The organism is Paenibacillus algorifonticola (assembly GCF_000971975.1).
In the GTDB taxonomy this organism is placed as follows: domain Bacteria; phylum Bacillota; class Bacilli; order Paenibacillales; family Paenibacillaceae; genus Pristimantibacillus; species Pristimantibacillus algorifonticola.
Window position 1 is genome coordinate 45151 of record NZ_KQ040784.1, and the last position, 22229, is coordinate 67379.

At 50.2% G+C, this 22229-nt stretch carries 16 protein-coding genes; 9 read left to right on the plus strand and 7 right to left on the minus strand.

Annotation, left to right across the window (positions count from 1 at the left end):
• Nucleotides 1-106 precede the first annotated feature (106 nt).
• The 3 genes from WH37_RS05555 to allC form a co-directional block, all read right to left on the minus strand.
• The gene (locus tag WH37_RS05555; RefSeq protein WP_046229584.1) at nt 107-1432 is read right to left on the minus strand and encodes a cation:dicarboxylate symporter family transporter; all 1326 of its coding nucleotides are present in this window, start codon (nt 1430-1432) and stop codon (nt 107-109) included.
• 390 nt (nt 1433-1822) lie between these two features.
• Nucleotides 1823-3061: a pyridoxal-phosphate-dependent aminotransferase family protein gene (locus WH37_RS05560; protein WP_046229585.1), complete on the minus strand. Its 1239-nt coding sequence runs from the start codon at nt 3059-3061 to the stop codon at nt 1823-1825.
• Nucleotides 3058-4371: an allantoate deiminase gene (gene allC / locus WH37_RS05565; RefSeq protein WP_046229586.1), complete on the minus strand. Its 1314-nt coding sequence runs from the start codon at nt 4369-4371 to the stop codon at nt 3058-3060. The genes WH37_RS05560 and allC overlap by 4 nt, the downstream gene beginning before the upstream one ends.
• A gap of 283 nt (nt 4372-4654) precedes the next feature.
• On the opposite strand from allC, the gene WH37_RS05570 reads away from it, so the two are divergent.
• Together WH37_RS05570 and WH37_RS05575 are read left to right on the plus strand one after the other, a co-directional pair.
• Nucleotides 4655-6331, plus strand: a complete 1677-nt coding sequence (locus WH37_RS05570; protein WP_046229587.1) for a PucR family transcriptional regulator — start codon at nt 4655-4657, stop codon at nt 6329-6331.
• Between the two features lie 169 nt (nt 6332-6500).
• Nucleotides 6501-7052 carry a guanylate kinase gene (locus WH37_RS05575; protein WP_046229588.1) on the plus strand — a complete coding sequence of 184 codons (552 nt, stop codon included), beginning with the start codon at nt 6501-6503 and terminating at the stop codon, nt 7050-7052.
• A 168-nt stretch (nt 7053-7220) separates the two neighbouring features.
• Here the strand turns inward: WH37_RS05575 and speB are convergent, their stop codons facing one another.
• Both speB and speE read right to left on the minus strand, forming a co-directional pair.
• Nucleotides 7221-8090 carry an agmatinase gene (speB, locus tag WH37_RS05580; RefSeq protein ID WP_046229589.1) on the minus strand — a complete coding sequence of 290 codons (870 nt, stop codon included), beginning with the start codon at nt 8088-8090 and terminating at the stop codon, nt 7221-7223.
• A 31-nt stretch (nt 8091-8121) separates the two neighbouring features.
• On the minus strand, nt 8122-8949 hold the full coding sequence (gene speE, locus WH37_RS05585) for a polyamine aminopropyltransferase (protein ID WP_046229590.1): 828 nt from the start codon (nt 8947-8949) through the stop codon (nt 8122-8124).
• 355 nt (nt 8950-9304) lie between these two features.
• Between speE and WH37_RS05590 the strand changes: the two genes are divergently transcribed.
• The 7 genes from WH37_RS05590 (at nt 9305) to WH37_RS05620 (ending at nt 16988) form a co-directional block, all read left to right on the plus strand.
• Nucleotides 9305-11359 (plus strand): transglycosylase domain-containing protein, encoded by a 2055-nt coding sequence (locus WH37_RS05590; RefSeq protein ID WP_052736834.1) that lies wholly within the window; start codon nt 9305-9307, stop codon nt 11357-11359.
• Nucleotides 11360-11498: 139 nt separating this feature from the next.
• Complete coding sequence (locus WH37_RS05595) at nt 11499-11771, plus strand: hypothetical protein (RefSeq protein ID WP_046229591.1); 273 nt, start codon at nt 11499-11501, stop codon at nt 11769-11771.
• Between the two features lie 392 nt (nt 11772-12163).
• On the plus strand, nt 12164-13126 hold the full coding sequence (cyoA, locus tag WH37_RS05600) for a ubiquinol oxidase subunit II (protein WP_082110673.1): 963 nt from the start codon (nt 12164-12166) through the stop codon (nt 13124-13126).
• A 24-nt stretch (nt 13127-13150) separates the two neighbouring features.
• Nucleotides 13151-15124, plus strand: coding sequence for a cbb3-type cytochrome c oxidase subunit I (locus WH37_RS05605; protein WP_046229592.1), 1974 nt, complete (start codon nt 13151-13153; stop codon nt 15122-15124).
• Complete coding sequence (gene cyoC / locus WH37_RS05610; protein WP_046229593.1) at nt 15124-15756, plus strand: cytochrome o ubiquinol oxidase subunit III; 633 nt, start codon at nt 15124-15126, stop codon at nt 15754-15756. Before WH37_RS05605 ends, cyoC begins: the two co-directional genes overlap by 1 nt.
• 1 nt (nt 15757) lies before the next feature.
• Nucleotides 15758-16081, plus strand: a complete 324-nt coding sequence (gene cyoD, locus WH37_RS05615) for a cytochrome o ubiquinol oxidase subunit IV (RefSeq protein ID WP_046229594.1) — start codon at nt 15758-15760, stop codon at nt 16079-16081.
• A 178-nt stretch (nt 16082-16259) separates the two neighbouring features.
• Nucleotides 16260-16988, plus strand: a complete 729-nt coding sequence (locus WH37_RS05620; RefSeq protein ID WP_046229633.1) for a peptidylprolyl isomerase — start codon at nt 16260-16262, stop codon at nt 16986-16988.
• 44 nt (nt 16989-17032) lie between these two features.
• Here the strand turns inward: WH37_RS05620 and WH37_RS05625 are convergent, their stop codons facing one another.
• Nucleotides 17033-18019 (minus strand): LacI family DNA-binding transcriptional regulator, encoded by a 987-nt coding sequence (locus WH37_RS05625; RefSeq protein WP_046229595.1) that lies wholly within the window; start codon nt 18017-18019, stop codon nt 17033-17035.
• Nucleotides 18020-18433: 414 nt separating this feature from the next.
• Entirely contained in the window at nt 18434-21796 is a 3363-nt protein-coding gene (locus WH37_RS05630; RefSeq protein ID WP_046229596.1) for a GH36-type glycosyl hydrolase domain-containing protein, read from the minus strand.
• Nucleotides 21797-22229: the final 433 nt, after the last annotated feature.

Sequence of the window (22229 nt, forward strand, 5' to 3'; positions counted from 1 at the left end):
CCCCCGATGCCACAACGACGAGAAAGGAGCTATCCCGCTCCGCCTGTAAAATTCGGCGTTCGGAATAGCCCCTTGTTTAAGCTTTAATTATGAATGGACCACCGTTTTACTTGCTGGCAATCGGCGTTTCCTTCACCAATGCCGGAGCCTCTGCCACAATCTTGCGCTGCATCGCCTGCTGCGCGAGCCCCTTATCGAGCAGTCCCTCCCAGCGGGCAATCACAAACGTCGCAACCGAATAGCCAATAATGTTGACTGTCGTTCGGAAGTTGCCCATGATCCGGTCCGGAGCAAGCATAAGAGCAACAGCAGCCATGGAAATAGAACCCGTACTTGCCGCAGTAGCGGATAAGGCGACAAATGCCGAGCCTGGAATGCCCGCCATCCCCTTGGAGGTGAGCAACAGCACACCGAGCAGCACCAGTTGTTCCTTCAAACCGAGATCCACACCCGTCGCCTGCGCTAAAAATACAACAGCGAGCGATAGATAGATGGAGGCGCCATCCAAATTAAACGAATAACCTGTCGGCACAACTAGTCCAACTACAGCGCGGTCACAGCCCGCTTTTTCAAATTTGTTCATGAGCTGCGGCATAACCGCCTCCGTTGAGCCTGTGGCAAAAGCAAATACGATTTCCTCACGCACCAGTAGGATCAGCTTCCAGAGGCTAATGCCCACGAACACCCGCATCACAACGGCCAGCAGGAGCAGAAACAGCACACAAGCGACCGTCATGGCAAGGAACAGCTTGCCGAAAGCCATTAGCGTCTGAACGCCATATTGGCTGACCATAAATGCCATTGCCCCAAAGGTCGCAAGCGCTGTAAGCTTCATAATATAACCCATAATTTGAAAAATAACTTTGCTGACATGGTCTAGAAAATCGACCAGAACCTCAGAGGTACGCCCGCCGATATGCACAATGGCGAAGCCGACGAAGCAGGAAACCAACAGCACTTGCAGCATCGTATTCGTAGAGAAAGCTGCTACAGCGCTCTCTGGGATGATATTCAGAAAAAACTCCGAGCCGCTCGGCAAATGACCGTTTTTCGTCGCCTGCTCCACACCGTCCGTTGATAGAGTCGCCGGGTCGATATTCATACCAGCGCCTGGATTCATCAGATTGGCGATCACCATTCCGATAATGAGCGCCAGCGTCGTGATGACTTCGAAATAAAGCAGCGTCTTCCCGCCGATCCGCCCTACCGTCTTAATGTTGCCGACCTTGGCAATGCCCAGCACGACAACGACGAACACGAGCGGAGCAATGACCATTTTGATGAGGCGGATAAAGCCGTCGCCGACAGGTTTAAGGGCTACGCCGAACGTAGGCCACAAATATCCAACCGCAATACCCGCCACAATTGACAGCATAATTTGAAAAAATAGTCCTTTGTAAAACGGCTGACGCGATTTAATAGTTTGATCCATTCTTTAGTCCCCCTATGAATGTGTTATTCCATTTGACTACCGCTTCTCTCGGAGCCTCCTTGGCTAAAATCGCGCCGAAACATGCCACATCATTCTTTATATGTTATGTTTCATCACTTATTAAGTATTGTTTACTAACATTATTATAAGGGGAACGTGGATTTTTTACATTGTCTATTGTAACCAAAAAACATCCCTGGTTTTTAGTCATGTTATATAACACCACCCTTTGCGTTTACGCCTCCAATGTTCCAGCAAAATCCACCCAAAGAAAAAAGCCTGCCACAGTGGGCAGGCTCATACACAATCTATTTGTATTAAACAAAGCTATTAAACAGGCTATCACTGCAACGCAAGAAGGCAAGCCATTGCCCGTCACTACTCGCTACTTCAGGTCGCCTCCGCTTCGCGATAAACAACGAGCGCAGCTTGAACGGCAGCCCCCTTATTAACAGACGAGCCACAATAGGTCAGGACGGCCTCCAGCGCACCTAGCACCTGCAACACGTTTTGCTTGCGGCAGCTATAGCCCATCGTGCCAATCCGCCATATTTTCCCCTTCAGCACACCGAACGAGCTGGCAATTTCAATGCTGAACTGCTCCAGCAGCATTGCTCTGACTGCTTCACCATCTACGCCGTCCGGAATAGCTACACAGGTGACAACGGGCAGCTTGCATGCCGGATCGCCATAAAGCTCCAACCCCATTCCTTCGATGCCGGAGGCGAGCGCACGTTCATGCAGCAAATGGCGGGCAAAACGCGCCTCCAGCCCCTCCTCCAGCAAAATCCGCAGCCCTTCGCGCAGCGCATACAGCATCGACGTCGCTTCCGTATGATGATTCAGCCGTGCTGCACTCCAATAATCCTGAAGCTGGCTCAGGTCAAAATAGTTGCTGCGAATCGTCCGGCCCAGCTCGAGCAGCGGTTCGCCCGGATCACGCAGCCCCCGCTCAATGCGCTTTCGCTGCATTATATGCTGCTCAATTCGGCTGTTATACGTAATCGGCGCCATGCCCGAGGGGACAGACAAGCATTTTTGCGTTCCGCCAATGACGGCGTCAATACACCAATTGTCCGTCTCGACCGGCACGCCGCCAATCGTCGCGACCGCATCTACAACGAACAGTACATCCAGCTCCCGGCATGCTCTGCCGATTTCTGCTAGCGGCTGTATGCGCCCTGTCGAGGTTTCGCCATGCACCATCGCCACGACAGCAGGCTGCTCGCGCTTAATCGCGCCAATGACCTCCTCTGGGTCAAACACCTTGCCCCACTCCTGCTCCAAGGTTACAATATCCGCTCCGCAGCGCTCGGAAATTTCCGCCAGCAAATGGCCAAAACGCCCATAAATCGGGATCAGCACCTTCATTCCCGGTTCAATGACGCTCGTCAGCACCGCTTCAAGCCCGGAACGCGACGTGCCATCGATAGGGAACGCCCACTCATTTTCCGTCTGGAAAAGCTCCCGCAGCATGCCCATCGTTTCATTCATCAGTCCTGTAAATTCGGGATCAAACTGCCCCAATATCGGATAAGACATGGCGCGAAGCACCCGCGGGTCAACCTCCACTGGACCCGGAGTCATAATCGTACGCGGCGATGGGGATAAATCTTTATATTTTTTCATAGGGAACCCTCTCCATAGGCAAGTTGGTATAAAAGCTCAATCAACACGACCGTTCCTTCTGCGAGCTGCAGCGAATCGGTATGCTCAAGCGGCGAATGGCTAATTCCCGCACGGCTCGGCACAAAAATCATCGCTGAAGGGCAAATGCTTTGCAGCTCCTGTACATCATGCCCCGCTCCGCTGACCATGCGGCGGTGAGCAATGCCATTTCGCTCACAAATTTGCTCCACCTGCCTAGTTAGCTGTTCATCCATATAGACCGGCGAAGTGTCCATCCAGTGCTTGATATGCAATCCAAGTCCCAAGGATGCGGCAATTTCTTCGAAACAACAGCGGAAGCGGCTGCAAAACAGCTCCAAAGCCCGTTCATCCGTATGTCGAACATCAACGGTAAATGCTACCTCCCGCGGTATGACGTTCGTTACATTTGGACGAACCTCCATATAGCCCGCCGTCGCTACGAGCGGAGCCCCTTGCTGAGCAGCGGCATCCAGCAGCCAATTAATCATTTTGCTCGCGCCGCGCATCGCATCCTTGCGCCATACCATCGGCGTCGTTCCCGCATGGTTGGCTTCGCCTGTCACCGTTACGGTATAACGCTGCTGGCCTACAATCGCCTCAACGACTCCGATTTGCAGCTGCTCGCGTTCCAGAACAATCCCCTGCTCCACGTGAATTTCCACGAAAGCCGCGATGTCGCGCCGCTCAGCTTTGCTCGGTCCAGCCGCTCCTCTGCCAGCATGGCTTCCCTCGGCTCCAAAACCCGCCTGCCGCATCGCATCCTCCAGCCGCACACCATCCATGTCGGCTACACCCGCCGCATCCTCCAGCTTAAAGCGGCCCGTCACACTGCCGGAGCCCCAATAAGCGATAGGGAAGCGGCTGCCTTCCTCTTCACAAAAGGACACGACCTCCAGGCTGCGCCTAGGTGCTCCAAAATGCTTTTTCAAATAATCCAGCGCTACAATCCCTGCCGCTATGCCGAATGCCCCATCGTATAGACCGCCGTTTTTGACCGTATCGACATGGGAGCCCGTCAGGATAGAGGAAAGGGCAACGCCCGTCCCTTCCAGTCTGCCATACAAATTGCCCACCTGATCGAAGGAAGGGACAAGTCCGCTCACACGCATTCGTTCAGCAAGCGCCTGCTGCGCCTCCTTCCACGCTTCGGAATACAACAGCCGCGTCACCCCGCCGCTTTCCTGCTTACCGTAACCGGACAACCACTCCAGCAGCTGTTCCAAATCTTCAGCAAGCGAAGAAATGAGCGCTCCTCGCTCTTCTATAATTCCCAGTCCGCTACTACTCATGGCGCTACCTCCCTCTACCGCTAGACCATGCATGCACATGCCGCAAGAAGCTAACAACACGCCCTGCAGCTGCTCTATGCCGCTTCCTATCCTCTACCAATCGCACAGTTAATCTAACATACCTCCATTATAATCAGCAGAGCACGAGCAAGTCATTGTTCAAATTGACTAATGATACAGCGATTGATTGGTTATATTAACTCATTTTCATTGTTTTTCAGCTATAAAAATGATATATTCGCGTTATCTATTCTCACATAAAGAGAGCGAGGAAGCGGAACCGATGATTTTAGCCGATCTATTGAAAATACCGTCCCTCTCCGGCTCGACAGTTGCTGCCGGGCACGCCGGGCTAAACCGCAAGGTCAGCACCGTCAATTTGATGGATGCCCCGGATATTATCCATTATATTAAGCCGCATGAGTTGCTCGTAACGACAGCTTATGCGCTCAAAGATACGCCGCAGGATCTCGTCGCGCTGATCACCTCTATGGCAGCCGTTGGCTGCGCGGGCCTCGGCATCAAGACCAAGCGCTTCCTTGCCGAAATGCCGGAAGCCGCCATCGCCAGAGCGGATGAGCTGCAATTCCCGCTTATTGAGCTGTCGCTTGATGTGTCGCTTGGCGATATTCTTAATCAATCGCTGGGCTTTATTTTGGAGAAGCAAACCGATGAGCTGCGGTATGCGCTGGAGAGCCACCGCCACTTTTCCAATATTGTGCTCAAGGGGCAGGGCATTCACGAAATCGTCCAGGAGCTCGCGGCGCTGCTGGGCAGCCCGACGATGCTGTTTGATCCGAAGCTTACGCTAGTCGCGGCTTCGTCCCATTTTCAGAAAGAGCCGTATTCCCGCATGCTCCCGCAAATTCGCTTGGCTGTAGGCTCGCTGAGCGCCCAGGACAAGGAAGCCGTCTTCTGCCTGACTGCCCCTGAGCCCGGCGTCTTCAACCATGTTGCCGTGCATCCGATCAAAACCTATCAGCCGCAAGGGTTTCTCGTCTCACTCCAGCATTCGTACCAGCTCCAGCAGCTTCCCGCGCTTGCCATGGAGCAGGCCGCCAATGTCATTAGCTTCGAGCTGCTGAAGACGCAGGCGGTCAAGGAGCGCTCGCGCCGCTACAAAAATGATCTGTTCTCGGATTTTGTAGACGGTCTCGTCACCTCCGAGCAGGAGATGCTGCGCCGCGGCAAGCGGTACGGCTTAAACGCCGGAACCACTTCCTCCTTGTGCATTGTGGCACGACCGGACAGCAGCGCCGCTGAACCCGCTTCTCCCACAGCATCCAAGGCGTCAATCAAAGCACGGCCATTTGAAGAACAGCAGCTATCCGACTATGAGGAGCTGTACGACAGCCTAAAGGCTGCCTTCAAGGAGCAAGGGCTGTCCTTTATTATTTTCAGCAAAAAGAGCTGGCTCGTGCTCCTACTCACCTTCCAGCCCGAAGAAGCGCAGACGATAGCGCCGGAGCTGCTTGCTCGAATCAGCGATCAAGTATTCGAAAGCACAGGCATCGCCGTCTCCTTTGGCATTGGCAATCCGGTCAAGAAACTGACCGACATTCCAGCGACCTATAAGGAAGCGATTGACGCCTGGGAGACAGCATTCACCAGCCGCAAACGCCGCTTCGTGCAGTTTTACCATGCAAAGGAGCTGACAGATTTGCTTCGCTTGCTGCCGGTCGAGGAACTGCGGAAATTTCATAACGACATGTTCAAGGAGCTGAACCGACTGGAGGAAAAAGAGCGCAGCGAGCTGATGCGAACGCTCGTCGTTTATCACAGCAACAACTGCCAGATCGCTGAGACAGCAAAGCAGCTGTTCGTTCACCGCAATACCGTCATTTACCGCTTGGAAAAATGCGAGCAGCTTACAGGCCGCAAGCTGCGAAATGACAGCGACAATTTGCGCTTCCGCATCGCCTATCTCATCGGTCAAATTTTGGAGCCGCCGGGGTCGTAATTTTTTACCAATTTATTGAATATTAACATGGCCGCTTCTTCCAAAAAGAAGGATTCACGCGATTTTTGTCGAATGCTATCTTTAAAATATAAGACTTTATAAGTGGTGTGCTTATAGATGAGCTTATAAATGGACTTATATTTCTACGCGATGAAGGAGGCGACAGGCTATGGCTGGACCTTATATCTTCATTTTTACCGGTACTAGCGGATCTGGCAGAAAAACAATGGCTCACCGGATTGGCAAGGAACTTGGCATCAAGCATGTCAGCTCTTATACAACACGCCCTCCAAGAGATTCAGAGCCGCCTGACCGCGACTATCACTATATTGATCAAGAGAGATTTGACCGCATGAATACAAGTGGGGATTTTATCGAAACGGCCCTCATCCATAAGCATCATTATGGCATCCGTACCCACGAGCTTACCGATCCTCTGAGCGAGGGCAAGCATGTATATATGATTCTCAACAGCGACGGTGCATCTCTGATGAAAAAGCTTTACGGCGAGCAAGTCGTCCGCCTATTCCTGTACGTAGAGAAACGCACCGTCATTGAGCGTCTGGAGGCGAAGGGGCTTCCTGCGGAGGTCATCAACAACTACATCTCGATTTACACCGATGAGGTCGTCTACCGCAAGCAATGCGAGCATGTGCTGGAAAATCTCGACCTGAACCGCACGATGATGAAAATTCGCGAAGCGATTCAATCGCATTTATAAGCGTGTTTGCTTCACACAAAAGGAGCCACTCTGCAACAACAGAGCGGCTCCTTGCTTCAAAGACCATTTACGGACGGCCAAAAAAAGCCTGCCTGACGGCGTAATAACGCTCGTCTGGGCAGGCTTTAGTTCTTCCACTTTCCTTCTTAACCTGTCGTTCCCGTTAGGCTACTTAATAAAGCCAAGCAGCATTTCGCGAATGACCTTTGCAGCAACGATTTGCGTTTGCTCTGTCGGATCGTAAGCAGGCGCTACTTCAACAAGGTCGCAGCCAACAACGTTAACACCGGAAGCCGCGATAGCGTGAACCGCCTCAATCAGCTCTTTCGATGTAATGCCGCCAGCTTCCGCCGTGCCTGTGCCAGGCGCAGCCGAAGGATCAAGCACATCGATGTCGATCGTCAAGTAAACCGGACGTCCTGCCAGCTCTGGAAGCACCTTTTTCAAAGGCTCCAGCACCTCGAACGGGTGGAAATTAATGTTCTCGCGGGCATATTGGAACTCCTCGCGCGAGCCCGAACGAATACCGAATTGGTAAATGTTTTTGCCGCCCAGCAGTCCTGCTGCTTTGCGCAGCGGCGTGGAGTGCGACAAAGGCTCGCCTTCGTAGCTTTCACGCAGATCAGCATGAGCATCAAAGTGAATGATCGCAAGATCCGGATATTTCGCATACACCTCTTGGAAAATCGGCCACGATACGAGATGCTCTCCACCCATTCCGACAGGCATTTTGCCATCGTTCAGGACGCCGCGAACAAATTCGCCGATGATTTCAAGACTGCGTGCCGCGTTGCCGAATGGCAGCAGCAGGTCGCCTGCATCGAAGTATTCAATCTCTTCCAGACTGCGGTCCAGATACGGGCTGTATTCTTCTAGGCCAATCGATACCTCGCGAATGCGCGGCGGACCGAAGCGCGAGCCCGGACGGAAGCTGACGGTGAAATCCATCGGCATGCCATAAATGACCGCTTTGGAAGCCGCATAGTCCTCAGAGCTCAGGATGAAGACGTTGCCGGAATATTTTTGATCGAGTTTCATGAGGGCTTGTCCTCGCTTTCTGTACGTTTGCTTATTTAATCAGGTCTTCCACAAATTTAGGCAGCACGAATGCCGCTTTGTGAAGGCGCGGAGTGTAATATTTCGTATCGATCTCGGCGATCGACGCTTCGTCAACCTCAAGCGGATCGTATTTTTTGCTGCCCAGAGTGAATGTCCACAGGCCGCTCGGATATGTAGGAATGTTCGCACCGTATACACGCACGATTGGGAACACTTCTTTCACATCCTTGTTGACGCTTTGGATCAGATCAGCCTTAAACCAAGGGTTGTCTGTTTGTGCAACGAAAATGCCATCTTCCTTCAGCGCTTCGTAAATGCCTTGATAGAAGCCGCGTGTGAACAGGTTAGCAGCAGGGCCAACGGGCTCTGTGGAGTCAACCATAATGACATCATACGTGTTTTTGTGATCGTGGATATGCATGAAGCCGTCATTCACGATAACTTCTACGCGCGGGTTGTCCAGCTCGCCAGCAATAGTCGGCAAATATTTTTTCGAATATTCGATAACCTTGCCGTCGATGTCAACGAGGACTGCTTTTTTCACCTTAGGGTGTTTCATGATTTCGCGAATAACGCCGCCGTCGCCGCCGCCCACAACGAGCACATGCTCAGGGTTCGGGTGCGTGAACAGGATCGGGTGCGCCACCATTTCGTGGTAAACGAACTCATCCTTCACTGTCGTCATAACCATGCCATCCAATACGAGCATCGTACCGAATTCTTCCGTCTCAATCATATCGAGCTTTTGAAAGTCCGTTTGTTCTGTCACATAAGTTTCTTTAATCTTCGCTGTAATGCCGAAGCTGTCAGTTTGTTTCTCCGTGTACCACAATTCCATAGCGTGATATCCCTTCTTTCCGTCAATGGTTCAATCTGTATTATAGTAGAACGAGGTCAAAAAGCAACCTTTTACACCATATCCGCCCAAAAAATTAACACTCCGCTAACACAGGATGAATATAGCCTCCCTGCTTTTTCCATACTAAAGAGGAATGATCGTTCATCCGAAGGGAGCACGCTCCATGAACAAGCACAAAATCAAGCCCGTCAAGCCGTCGCTAAGACGCAAGCTTTCTGCGTTTTCCGAGCGATTTTTCCCTAGGCTCCACCAGCGTCCAAGCACGAACAGGCCTGGGCGCCCACAAGCGGCACAAACATCCGTACATCATGCGCAACGGCATCAGACGTCCGGAATGGTTTTACAGCCTACAGCCTTTCATCGATTTAAAAAATGGGCGGGGCGAATCGCCGCACTGTTTCTGCTGCTGACCGCCTGCCTCATCGGCGCTTTGCTGTATTTGAGCATGCAGTCGCTGCCTGCAGCATCCATTAGCCAAACCTCCCAAATGCTCGACCTGCATGGCCAGGTTATCGATACATTCCATACTGGCGAAAATCGCCGTTCGGTTCCGCTCGATCAAATTTCCCCCAATCTGGTGAAGGCGACCATCGCTATTGAAGACCGGCGCTTCTACGACCATCCTGGCTTCGACATCAAAGGGCTGGGGCGCGCCATCGTGGCGAATACGGTTTCGTTATCAGCCAAGCAAGGGGCCAGCACGCTGACGCAGCAGCTCGCCCGCAATTTGTATTTGACGCATGAGAAAACGTGGCAGCGCAAATTCAAGGAAGCGATCTACACCATGCAGCTGGAGATGCATTATTCCAAGGACGAAATTTTGAGCCTCTATTTGAACCAAATTTATTACGGGCATGGCGCTTATGGCATTGAAGCGGCAGCTTCGTTGTATTTCAATAAGAAAGCATCGGAATTGACGCTCGCCGAAAGCGCCATGCTGGCAGGCATTCCAAAGGGGCCCAAATATTATTCCCCGCACATGGATATGAAAAACGCCAAGGACAGGCAGCTTACCATTTTGTCCATTATGGCGGAGGATGGCGTGATTTCGAAGACCGAAGCGGATAAGGCATATGAAGAGGTGCTGCAATTTCAGCCGCTCGGAGCCGGCAACCAGGCCGGATTTGCGCCGTATTTCCGCGACTATGTGAAGTATTTAGCAGTGGACAAGCTTGGCATCAACGAGCAGCTCCTTAATGAGGGCGGCATTACGATTTATACAACACTTGATCCTGTGGCGCAAAATGCTGCCGAAACCGCTGTCGACAAAGAATTGGCGAACAGCGACGGGCAGCAAGCAGCGCTCATCTCGCTCGATCCGCGCAATGGCTACATTAAAGCAATGGTTGGCGGACGGGATTACAAAAACAATCAATTTAACCGCGTATTTGCGGATACACGCCAACCCGGCTCTTCATTTAAGCCGATTGTCTATTTAACCGCGCTCCAAAGCGGACAGTTGACGCCTGCTTCTCGATTCAAGAGCGAGCCTACTTCCTTCATCTATGATGAGGGACGTAAAGTGTATAAGCCCAGCAATTACAATGACAAGTACACCAATGACTTTATTACGATGCGGCAAGCGATTGCCAGCTCCGATAACATTTACGCTGTAGATACCATTATGACGGTTGGCGCGGACAAAGTAATTGAGACAGCTCGCAAGCTGGGCATTACCAGCCCAATGAGCCCGCTGCCTTCGCTTGCGCTAGGCACCTTCCCGGTCAGCCCGTACCAGATGGCTTCGGCTTTCGCCGTGTTAGCGAATGGCGGCAAGCGAGTAGAGCCGACCGCCATTACACGAATAGAGGATCGCAGCGGGCGCATTTTATATGAAGCGAAGCAGCAGGCCCAGCAGGTCGTGGATCCCGCAAATGCGTTCGTATTGACCAGCCTCATGGAAAGCGTCTTCGAGAGCGGAGGCACTGGCAATCGCGTAGCTGCCATGATCAAACGGCCCGTTGCTGGCAAAACAGGCACGACCGCCAATGATGCCTGGCTGGTTGGCTACACGCCGGAGCTTGCTACGGCGGTGTGGACAGGGTTTGATAAAGGCCGCAAGCTGACCGTAGCCGAAGCACATCGCGCTGCGCCGATTTTCGCCGCGTATACCGAGCAGGCGCTATCGGCGGTTCCGCCGAAAATTTTCCCGATACCGGCGGATGTCGTCAGCGTCTACGTCGATCCCGCCAGCGGCAAGCTGGCAGAAGCCACCTGCTCGGCAAAGCAGCTCGAATATTTCGTCAAGGGTACAGAGCCAATTGAAGTATGCGGCGAAGCGTCGGGAGCTCCCGGCGACACCTCCGATCAAGGAACAGAAGAGAGCAAAGCTGCCGAGGAGCGAAAATCATGGTGGAATGATTTGAAGCGCTGGTGGCAGCACGACTAATACAACAACCTAAAAGTAAAGCCACTTCACCTAATTTTGTCTAAAATTTGATCAAATCGTGAATTTTCTTTGAACAAATTGCATAAAGTGTGTTATAATGAGTGCAAGAAAGCACTTACAAGTAAACGGGGTGTTTATAATGACAACGAAAACAGCAACAATTAGCGACGTTAAATCAGCAACTGCAGCTAGTGTGAAACGTTTGGTAACCGCAATGACCATCATCGCTTGGACCGTTCTCTCTGTAGGCGTAGTCCTTTGCTTAATAAATCTCAGCCACTTCAGCGATAAGAACGTTTGGCTTATGGTAGGGCTCGGGTTTATGGTAGGCAGCGTATTTATTTACACAATCGGCACTGCAATTGGCCTTGTTCATGCAAGACGGGCGCAGCAGTCTGAAGAACACAAGTAACCGTGCAGGATCAGCACCACAATTGAGAACGTGCAATTTAAAGCCTCACCGTCGATTTGGACAGTGGGGCTTTTTATTTTTTTCAACCTATTTAATGTAGTCACATTTATGACGATATGATTCATACAGAAAGGACAAGCCTTAGCCCGCGTGAACCGCCTCAATTGGCTTTTTGCTCATATTTTAGACGAAGCCGGCGCTTTTTTGAGAGCCAGTGAATGACAAATGTCGAACTGGTGAACTTTCTATTACAAAAAAAAGACGAATTGTTGACGTAATTGTTAAGTCAGCAGTTATTCTCCGTAACATCTGCTAATGTTAAGGCTAAGAGTATATCCAAGGAGTTGAACCATTTGAGACGTTATATTCGTGTATTGACACCCCTGCTCATCATGCTGATGGCCGTTCTTCTCTCTGGCTGCGGCGAGCAGTATCTGGTGCTCGATCCAAAAGGGCCGATTGGCGAAAGTCAGAAGGATTTGATTTATATTACAACGATCCTCTGTCTGGTTATTGTCGTTCCCGTTTTGATCTTGACCGGCTACATCGTATGGCGCTACCGTGACAAAAAAGGCAACAATGCTCCTTACCAGCCGAACTGGAATCACAGCACGAAGCTGGAGATTATTTGGTGGAGCATTCCAATTGTAATTATCGCTATTCTGGCGATCGTGACGGCGAAATATACGTATGAACTGGAGCCATCCAAGCCCATTGCTTCTGCGAAAGCACCGATAACGATTGAAGTGACCTCGTTGGATTGGAAATGGCTGTTCACCTATCCTGAAGAGGGTATATCTACAGTCAACTACCTTCAAATACCAGAAGGCACTCCGATTCAGTTCAGACTGACTTCGGATACGGCGATGAATTCGTTCTGGATTCCGCAGTTGGGCGGCCAAATTTATACGATGTCCGGCATGGCAATGACGCTTTATTTGCAAGCAGATGAGATCGGCAATTATTATGGCTCGGGTGCCAACTTCACAGGGGAGCATTTTGCGCAAATGACCTTTAATGTGAAGACAACTTCCGAGGATGATTATAAAGCATGGGTTCAAGAGGTGAAAACAACCGCTCCAGCGCTGACACAAGAAGGCTTCGAGAAGCTGACTGAGCCAAGCGTTGAGACTGTACAATCGTTCTCCTCCTTCCCTGAAGGACTGTTCCAGAAAGTCGTGATGCAATATATTGGCGAAGGCGGCTCTGCTCATCATCATGGCGGATCCACAGCTGCAGAAGAAGACACCAACATGGATCACGACATGGATATGAGTGATACGGACATGAAAGATATGGACGGTATGGATATGAATCATGACCAAGAAACTTCAACGAACCAGCATTCACACTAAACACAAGACGAAAGGAGACGCCGCATGTTTCAGAATCTAATCGATTTCTTACTCAATGATTTTTTCATTACTGGCGACCCGCTCATTCTTGGAGCACAGGTATCCATCGGCTTGTCCATGGTTGCCGTCGTATTCGCCTTAACGTATTTCAAAAAATGGCGCTGGCTATGGACGGAATGGCTGACCACCGTCGATCATAAACGAATCGGCATTATGTATATTATCGCATCGATTCTCATGCTTTTCCGTGGTGGCGTCGATGCCCTGCTGATGCGGGTGCAGCTCGCTGTACCGCAGGTGGAGTTCCTCCACGCCGATCACTATAATGCGATCTTTACAACACACGGCGTTATTATGATTTTATTTATGGCGATGCCGCTTATGTTCGGCTTATTCAATATCGTTGTGCCACTGCAAATCGGTGCACGCGACGTCGCCTATCCGTTCCTGAACTCGCTCAGCTTTTGGATGTTTTTCTTTGGCGCGATGCTGTTTAACGTTTCCTTCGTTATCGGCGGTTCGCCGGATGCAGGCTGGCTGGCCTATCCACCGCTCTCCGAGCTGTCAGGAAGCCCAGGTCTCGGACAGGATTTCTATATTTGGGGCATTCAGATTTCCGGTATCGGCTCCTTGGCCACCGGTATTAACTTTGTTGTAACGATTTTGAAAATGCGCGCACCAGGCATGAAGCTGATGAAAATGCCAATGTTTGTCTGGTCCGTTCTTTCTTCCTGTATTACCATTATGTTCGCTTTCCCAATCTTGACCGTTACCCTGTTCCTGCTGTTTATTGACCGTTACTTCGGCGCTCACTTCTTTACGCTCGATGGCGGCGGAAACCCGATGATGTATATCAACCTCATCTGGATGTGGGGACATCCCGAAGTGTATATCGTTATTTTGCCGGCGTTCGGTATTTTCTCCGAAATCGTATCGGCTTTCTCGAAGAAAAAGCTGTTTGGCTACAAATCCATGGTATTCGCCCTCATGTCGATCAGCTTCTTCTCGTTCTTTACATGGGCGCATCACTTCTTCACCATGGGCTCGGGCGCAAACGTCAATGCGTTTTTCGCCGTAACAACGATGCTTATTGCGATTCCTACAGGCGTTAAAGTATTTAACTGGCTGTTTACGATGTTCCGAGGCAAGCTGACGTTCCCGACGCCGATGCTTTGGACGATCGCCTTTATCCCTTGTTTTGTCGTCGGCGGTATGACTGGGGTTATGCTCTCCGTCGCACCTGCTGACTTCCAGTTCCACAACAGTTATTTCCTGATTGCCCACTTCCATCAAGTGCTCATCGGGGGCGTCGTATTCGGTTACTTCGCCGGACTTTACTACTGGTGGCCGAAGATGTTTGGATTCAAACTGCATGAAGGCCTCGGAAAATGGGCATTCTGGCTGTGGAACATCGGTTTCTACGTTTGTTTCATGCCGCAGTACGCGCTTGGTTTGATGGGTATGACCCGTCGTTTCAACGAATACAACTTTGATATGGGCTGGCAGCCGCTTAACGTCGTCTCCACTGTCGGCGCGTTTATTATGGGTCTCGCGTTCCTGTTCCAAGTATGGCAAATCGCGCACAGCATCAAGTTTTACAAAAAAGAGCCAACCGGCGATTCATGGGATGGCCGCACGCTGGAATGGTCGATTCCATCTCCTGCACCGCTTTATAACTTTGCAAGAGTTCCGGTTGTTGACAGCGAGGATGCTTGGTGGGAAGAGAAGCAGCGTCTGGCAAATGGCGGAAAGCCTAAGCCGCTTGCTCCACTTGAACCGATTCATATGCCGAAAAACTCTGCGATTCCATTTTTGATTTCCGTTTCCTTCTTCGTTATGGGCTTCGGGTTTGTCTGGGATTGGAAATGGATGATTATACCTGGCGCAATCGGCGTTGCCATTTGCATGCTGGCACGTTCCTTCAGCTACGATACCGACTACTACATTCCTGTAGATGAGATCGAGCGGACGGAAGCCGCATTAGGAGGGACAAAATAATGGCACAAGCAGTAACCGGTCATGATAAGCACGGCCATGGCGGCCACGGTCATCATGACGAGCACCACGAGCATGAACATGAATCACTCAAAACATTCGGCTTCTGGATGTTTCTGATTACGGACATTATTTTGTTCGGTACGTTATTTGCAACCTTCATCGTACTTCGCTTCAGCACGGACGGCGGCCCGACAGCCGCCGAGATGTTCAAGATGCCTGGCGTTATCGCCGAAACGTTCATCTTGCTCACAAGCAGCTTTACGAGCGGTATCGCCGTGCTTCAAATGCACAGAGGCAATAAGAAGGGCCTCATTGGCTGGCTCGCTGTTACCGCAGTGCTCGGTCTTGCCTTCATCTATTTGGAGGTTAGCGAGTTTATTGAACTGGTACACGAAGGCGTGACGATTGGCACCAGCGCATACTGGTCGGCCTTCTTCACACTCGTCGGTACGCACGGTCTTCACGTATCGGTCGGTATTGTCTGGATGACGGCGCTGATCATTCAATTAGCCCGTCGCGGCATTACGCCGGTTACCCAGCGCAAAGTCAACATTATTAGCTTGTACTGGCACTTTTTGGACGTCGTATGGATCTTCGTCCTTACGATCGTCTATCTGATGGGGGTGATGTAGCATGGAAAACCACAATTCGCATTCCCCGTCTCATGATTCACATGGTTCCATGAAGTCCTATGTCATCGGGTTCGTATTATCCATTATTTTGACAATTATCCCGATTGCAATTGTCATGAACGATATGCTGAGCAAGCAGCTTACGATTATCGTCATTCTGATTATGGCGGGACTGCAATTTGTCGTTCAGTTGTTCTTCTTCATGCATCTCAAGGATGAAGCCAAGCCGCGCTATAATACGATGGCCCTAGTCTTCGGCCTGATTATTCTGCTCACCGTCGTAGCAGGCTCCATTTGGATTATGTCCTACAACGTTGTAGGTTAACTCACGCAATACAGCAAGAACCTCCGATGGCGCTCCTTGAGCGCTGGCGGGGGTTCTTATTTTGTTTCGCTTTATTTTCCAATTAGGCTATAGTACACTTGGGATTATTAACACGATCAGAGCGCAGGTGTTGCCGCGTCTCTATATTAATTTAGGAGGAACCATCCACATGTTGAAAATGAAAAGCACTAAAAAAGCTCTTTCGCTGCTGCTGCTTCTGGCAGCTATGATGCTTGTTATATCCGCTTGCGGCGGAGGAAGCAGTGCGAGTAGCAATTCCAGCTCAGGAGGCGCTGGAACGGCAGCTAATGCGTCTAGCGAGCCTTCCGCACCCGCTGCATCAGCTGAGCCTTCATCGGACCAACCGGCCAATCTGCTTGGCTCGGACAAGCATCCGGTCGTAACGATTCAAATGAGCAATGATACTAACATTAAAGTTGAACTGTACCCGGAGATTGCACCGAATACGGTTAACAATTTTATATCCCTTGTCCAAAAAGGATATTATGATGGCTTGATTTTTCACCGTGTTATTCAGGGATTTATGATTCAGGGCGGCGACCCGGACGGGACAGGCGCTGGTGGCCCAGGCTACTCGATTCCAGGGGAATTCACATCAAACGGCTTTCAAAATGATTTGAAGCACACGCGCGGTGTGATCTCCATGGCCAGAACGGGTGAACCGAACTCCGCCGGCTCACAGTTTTTCATTATGGTAGCGGATACGCCAACGCTTGATGACGCATACGCTTCCTTCGGCGCGGTCATTGAAGGCATGGATGCGGTCGATCAAATCGTTAACCAGCCGACGAACAGCCAAGATCGTCCGAATGAGCCGCTTTCGATGACGAAAGTGACCGTTGACTTGAAGGGCATGACGTTCGAGGAGCCGGAAAAAACGAAGTAGGTTTTGAAATGTTCGCTGTATTTGCTCCACAACAAGGAAAGAGGCTAGCGCTGGGCGCTAGCCTCTTTATTTATGCCAACAGAGTCGCCTTCGACCAGCGTCACATAAATTCGCTCGTTTTCGACCGGCTCTCCGGCTATGATTTTCAGCAGCTGCTCAGATGCAAGCGCTCCCCATTTATGTTTCGAATAATCGATCGTGGCAAGCTTTGGCTGCATATACGAGGCCAGCTCCACATTGTCAAAACCGATAATATGAATATGCTCGCCCACGACATAGTCCGTCTGGGATACATAGTTGTGTACGCCAATCGCCATTTCATCGTTCATGCAAAAAACAGCAGCTGGCTCCGTGTATTCAGCCAATATTTTTTTAGCTGCTTCCTCGCCGGATTCCTTACGGAAACTGCCTTCAATGGCTTTAAACGTTAAGTCGTCGCAGCGCTCCACCGCCTGCTTGACCGCTTGCAGCCGCTGACCTGCGTCATAAGACTCCTCCGGACCCATAATCGCATAGATTTTGCGAAAGCCCCGATCCAGCAAATGCTCCATCGCAAGCGTAGCTCCTGCCTTGTTATCAAGCAGCACCTGATTAATATTTGGGTGGTTCAGCTCGCGGTCGAGTACGACTACTTTATGCCCCAGCTCCGCATAACGCAGCAGCTCATCACTATCGAACATGGCATCGAGCACAATTGCGCCATCAATCATCCGCTCAGGAAGCATGCGATGCGAACGTTTGCCGCTGCATACGATCGTATCATAGCCTTTGCGGTGCAGCATTTCATTTACCCCTTGCAGCAAATCCCCATAGAAGGCTCCGCTGAAGTCGGTCAAATATACGCCAATAATTTTGGTCTCACGCGTCTTAAGCGTTCGGGCAGCTGCATTCGGCACGTAGTTCAACTCTTTGGCTATAGCTAAAATTTTGGCGCATGTCTCCGTTGTCACCTTCGGGCTACCGTTCAGCGCGTAGGAAACTGTCGATATCGAGACACCAGCCTTCTTAGCGATATCTTTAATACTGACCACTGCACTCTCTCCAATCTGTAACTCTTAGCGTAAACGGCTTTTCCATCTAAATGGAAAAAGCTCGTTTCGCGTAAAAATGTAAGCCTGATAATAACAATTCATCTTATAATCCTTAGATTTCAAGCGTAAACGGCTGTAGCTACCTTCGGTAGCAAAGCTCGTTTCGCGTAAAAATGTAAGCCTAGATAATAACAATTCATCTTATTATCCTTACATTTCAAGCGTAAACGGCTGCAGCTACCTTCGGTAGCAAAGCTCGTTTCGCGTAAAAATAAAAACCTATTAAAGGCATATAAACTTATAAACACTTATATTTTAAAATATTCCTGATTAATTAACTATATCATAACAGGCTAAAGTTGCATCGCCTTATGTGCATACGGCGATCCGAAACGAATCGCCGTACACCAGTCCTTACATGAAAATATCGATAATCGTTGTTTCGCCTGACTGATACTGCTTCAGCAGCTGCGGAGAAATTTCTAATCCGCCCGTACGATAACGATTGGAGCCGAATTCAGCTTCCATTTCATTACCATTTATTTTCACGCTTTTCACAGTCGCATTGCCATCTCCATTCAAATGATAGACGAAGGTGACCGGATTGCCCTGATACTCGAAATCGAATCGCAGGCCATCCAACGACTGCGGCAGCACCGGATCAACCATTAGCTTGCCTTGCACTTGGCGAATACCAAGCACATTTGCTACGAGCTGGTTCATATAAATTCCCGGGCCACTGGAATAAATTCTCCAGCCGCCTTTAACCGGAGCAGAGCCATCACGCAGCTGTGCAAAACGGTCCTGCGCCTCGTAACGCGTATTAAATTTGCCGTCCGAGCTGCTGAAATAAGAATTGCTTTGGCGAAGCTCCGCATTAGGCACAGCATCCTTCAAACCAACCGGGTTAATGATTGCTAGTCCATTCCATGCTTCATCTACCTTACCAAGCTTAGCCATCGCTTCGACATAGCGGATATGGGCATGTACATATTGCAGCCCTACCTCGCGGCCAAAGTTCGCCGCCTGCTCAGCGCGCTTGAAATGCGTGCTTACACCACCGGTATATTTCGCTGGACGGTTCATCAGCCGCACGCCATCCGGGCAATAGAGCTCGCGCTTGATGAGCGCATAATGCGACTCGGCTTGCTCAGCCGTAAGCAGCTCGGCAATCATGCTGCGGGTCATCGGAAGCAGACGGTATTGTATGCCTGTCACCGCATCCGATGGATGCAGCATCAGCTCCGCTTGCTCTGGCTGCTCCATATACAAGAAGCCAGGAATGACGTCGGTTTGCAGCATATAACGATTGAAGTCCGCTTTAATGCCCTCACTCAGTGCGCCAAGCTCTGCCGCCCAATCGCTATTGTGCGCTTGCATCGCCGCAGACAAATGCGTAAATACCTGATACGTAAGCGCCACTGTCCAGCTGCTCACCATATACTGTTTAAGCTGGGCGTTGGCAGGCTGAAGCGTGTCATCCCAATCGCCATCGCCATAGGAGGACAAATGGGTGTCATGCAGGAAATGTCCCTTTATATAGGCGATTTCCTTCTGTGCATGTTCAAGCAGCGATGCCTTATGCGACGTGAATGCAAAGCCTTCTTTAGTCGTATAAGGAATCTGCTCCTCCAGCACGGAATAATCCTGCGTCGCTGTCAAATAGTCGCTCAGCACCTTGAGCGGCCACACGATAATATCGCCATGGCTTTCTTCCTGCTGCACACTCACATAGTTATCGAACATAAACCATTGCGGCCAATTGCCGTCTTCCTCATACTGATGGGAAAATACCGTCAGCAATATTTCACGAACCGCGCCGTAATTTTGCATCGCCATAAAATATTCGGTCGGCCCTTGGCAAACATCCCGTGTTCCCCAAGCAGCTCCGCCATATTGCTCCAAGCCATGCGGTACCGAATAATGGACGAGCATATTATGCGTGTACCACCATGCCAGCGTATTAAACTTATCCACCTCAGCGGTATTGCCGCCTTTTTGCGTCAGCTCAAACCCATTCATAACCTGCTTGTAAAAAGCACGATAAGCCTGTGCCTGCGCTTCTGCATCTTCTACACTAGCGGCTTTCACTGGAAGCTCTTCACCTTGCAGCAAGCCCTGCACCGTAGCCGTCCATTCACTGCTCGCGCCTAGCTCCAGAACGACTAGCGATGCGCCGCCAGGCTCCATGCCTGTTACAAGCTTTTGCTCATCTGCAACGGTCATCTCCGCTCCATCTATGCGCATTCGATAACGAAGCTTTGGATAAACACTAGCGCTCAGCGCCGCTGAATCGGCCGTAAATTCAAGCCAGTCCTGATTTTTATTCATATGATATGGCAAAATATATTCATTGTCATTCATAGACACTTGGTTTGTGACCAGATAACGGTACTTACGTCCGCTTGTCGAGCGAACATGCATCCGGACTTCCGGCGTATCTACAGTTGTATAGTTCGTAATGATGATAAGATCATCGGACGTTTTGTAATACCATTTTGCAAAGTTAAAGCCCATTTCAAACATCGACGGCATCGTCAGCAGACGATATACGCCATCCAGCTCTATATAAATGCGTTGTCCCGACGTTTTCGGCACATTCAGTGCGTTGCGGGCATTCGTCACCCATTTGTGGAACGTCGTGTTGCCTACAACCAGCTGCGAGTTGAACAGGCCGTACATATACGAGGTCGTCGTCAGCACATTCGAGTTCAAGCGGTCATTGCCGCCCGTCATCAAAATATGACCATGCGGACGCTCGATCAGCAGCTCTTTTTCCTTTAATACAACATGCTCATGGGTCGAAGTGAAAAAAGAAAGCAGGGATTCTCCTGCATACTCCTCCTGCTGGCGTTCAGGGAACAAGCCGTTAATCTCTTCCGCCGTCATCGATACGGTTTGTAAAGGGGAACCTATAGCAGCCGCTTTGCGAACCGGATTCGCTTCTTGCGATTGTATAGCGGGCGCAGCAGATACCTGTTCCCACGCTTGTTGCACTTCCGCCGTAAAGGCTAGCGAACTAACCGCCTCCGAATGATTTTCCTTAAACAAGCCGTAAAAAACAACATTCAGCTCGCCGTTCAGCTTGGCAAGTGGCGCTTGCAGAGCCGTGTAGGCAAATTCATATTGGTAAACTTCATTCGCCAGCAATGGCTTCGTTAATGCTTCAGCAATATCCGTTTCCTTATAGCTTAGACCATAAAATTGGAAGCCATCTGTCGAATAGCCAGCCGCCCCTGTCCATGCCCCCTGCTGCAAATAAGGGAAGCTTCCGCGCTGCGGCATATTTTGACGGGAACAAACGACATAGCCGCGCTGCTCATCCTCAAATACCGAATGGTCAATATATTGCGATTGATAAGCTTCATTGCTGCGAACAGCAGCCTGATCAGCAAGCCCGATGTCCTGGCCATAGATCACATCTACCGTCTCGCCATTGCCTATCACATGCACATCCCAGAACCATGCGCCTGCTTCCGATAGCAGAAAACGAACCTTATAGCGAACGCCCTCCGCTTCTCCTTCCCATACAACCTGCTGCTCACTATAGTAAACACGGCTATTTGAGCGTACGCCGAGCAGTGGAATGGCCACAATGCCCGATTCACGGTGCAAACGCAAATATATATTATTCAGTGAACCGTCTATCGCATTGGATAGAAGTTGATTAATCATGGTGTCGTTATGGGTAATTTGATAAAGATCGCCGCTGCTGAGGAAGGTGAACGATAAATGTCCGGCCTCTACTCGAAAGCTGCTTGTGCTTGCTGCTGTCATGGTTACCACTCACTTCCCTATCTTGATTTACTTAATTTGTATACATAGGCTTTCATCAATAAACGCATAATAAACAGCTAATACTAGCGAAGTTGATGCAGATTGACGGCATTTGCCGAAATCAATCGAAACGTTTCTATTTTACAACTAAAAGGATTATAGAACGTTTTCATCTTCCCGTCAATTACTCCCATTACCCGAATTTCATATGAGCGAAACGTTTCTATTATCATTTTAACGCTTCAAAAGCAAATTTCAATAGCCAAAAAAAATGTGTTGAATACGATTACATTCTGTTTTATAATGACATCGAAACGTTTCTACGGTCACTAGCATCTCATGATGCAATCGCGTATAATCTAAAATCGAAACGTTTCTATGTTTCACCAGGCTTATATACTAAGGGGAGCTTTTCAGGAATATGGGAGAGGAG

What these genes read in the sequence shown, in the direction of transcription:
- WH37_RS05555 (WP_046229584.1), bottom strand. Translation starts at nt 1,432, where the DNA reads ATGGATCAAACTATTAAATCGCGTCAGCCGTTTTACAAAGGACTATTT.
- WH37_RS05560 (WP_046229585.1), bottom strand. Translation starts at nt 3,061, where the DNA reads ATGAAAAAATATAAAGATTTATCCCCATCGCCGCGTACGATTATGACT.
- allC (WP_046229586.1), bottom strand. Translation starts at nt 4,371, where the DNA reads ATGAGTAGTAGCGGACTGGGAATTATAGAAGAGCGAGGAGCGCTCATT.
- WH37_RS05570 (WP_046229587.1), top strand. Translation starts at nt 4,655, where the DNA reads ATGATTTTAGCCGATCTATTGAAAATACCGTCCCTCTCCGGCTCGACA.
- WH37_RS05575 (WP_046229588.1), top strand. Translation starts at nt 6,501, where the DNA reads ATGGCTGGACCTTATATCTTCATTTTTACCGGTACTAGCGGATCTGGC.
- speB (WP_046229589.1), bottom strand. Translation starts at nt 8,090, where the DNA reads ATGAAACTCGATCAAAAATATTCCGGCAACGTCTTCATCCTGAGCTCT.
- speE (WP_046229590.1), bottom strand. Translation starts at nt 8,949, where the DNA reads ATGGAATTGTGGTACACGGAGAAACAAACTGACAGCTTCGGCATTACA.
- WH37_RS05590 (WP_052736834.1), top strand. Translation starts at nt 9,305, where the DNA reads ATGGTTTTACAGCCTACAGCCTTTCATCGATTTAAAAAATGGGCGGGG.
- WH37_RS05595 (WP_046229591.1), top strand. Translation starts at nt 11,499, where the DNA reads ATGACAACGAAAACAGCAACAATTAGCGACGTTAAATCAGCAACTGCA.
- cyoA (WP_082110673.1), top strand. Translation starts at nt 12,164, where the DNA reads ATGCTGATGGCCGTTCTTCTCTCTGGCTGCGGCGAGCAGTATCTGGTG.
- WH37_RS05605 (WP_046229592.1), top strand. Translation starts at nt 13,151, where the DNA reads ATGTTTCAGAATCTAATCGATTTCTTACTCAATGATTTTTTCATTACT.
- cyoC (WP_046229593.1), top strand. Translation starts at nt 15,124, where the DNA reads ATGGCACAAGCAGTAACCGGTCATGATAAGCACGGCCATGGCGGCCAC.
- cyoD (WP_046229594.1), top strand. Translation starts at nt 15,758, where the DNA reads ATGGAAAACCACAATTCGCATTCCCCGTCTCATGATTCACATGGTTCC.
- WH37_RS05620 (WP_046229633.1), top strand. Translation starts at nt 16,260, where the DNA reads ATGAAAAGCACTAAAAAAGCTCTTTCGCTGCTGCTGCTTCTGGCAGCT.
- WH37_RS05630 (WP_046229596.1), bottom strand. Translation starts at nt 21,796, where the DNA reads ATGACAGCAGCAAGCACAAGCAGCTTTCGAGTAGAGGCCGGACATTTA.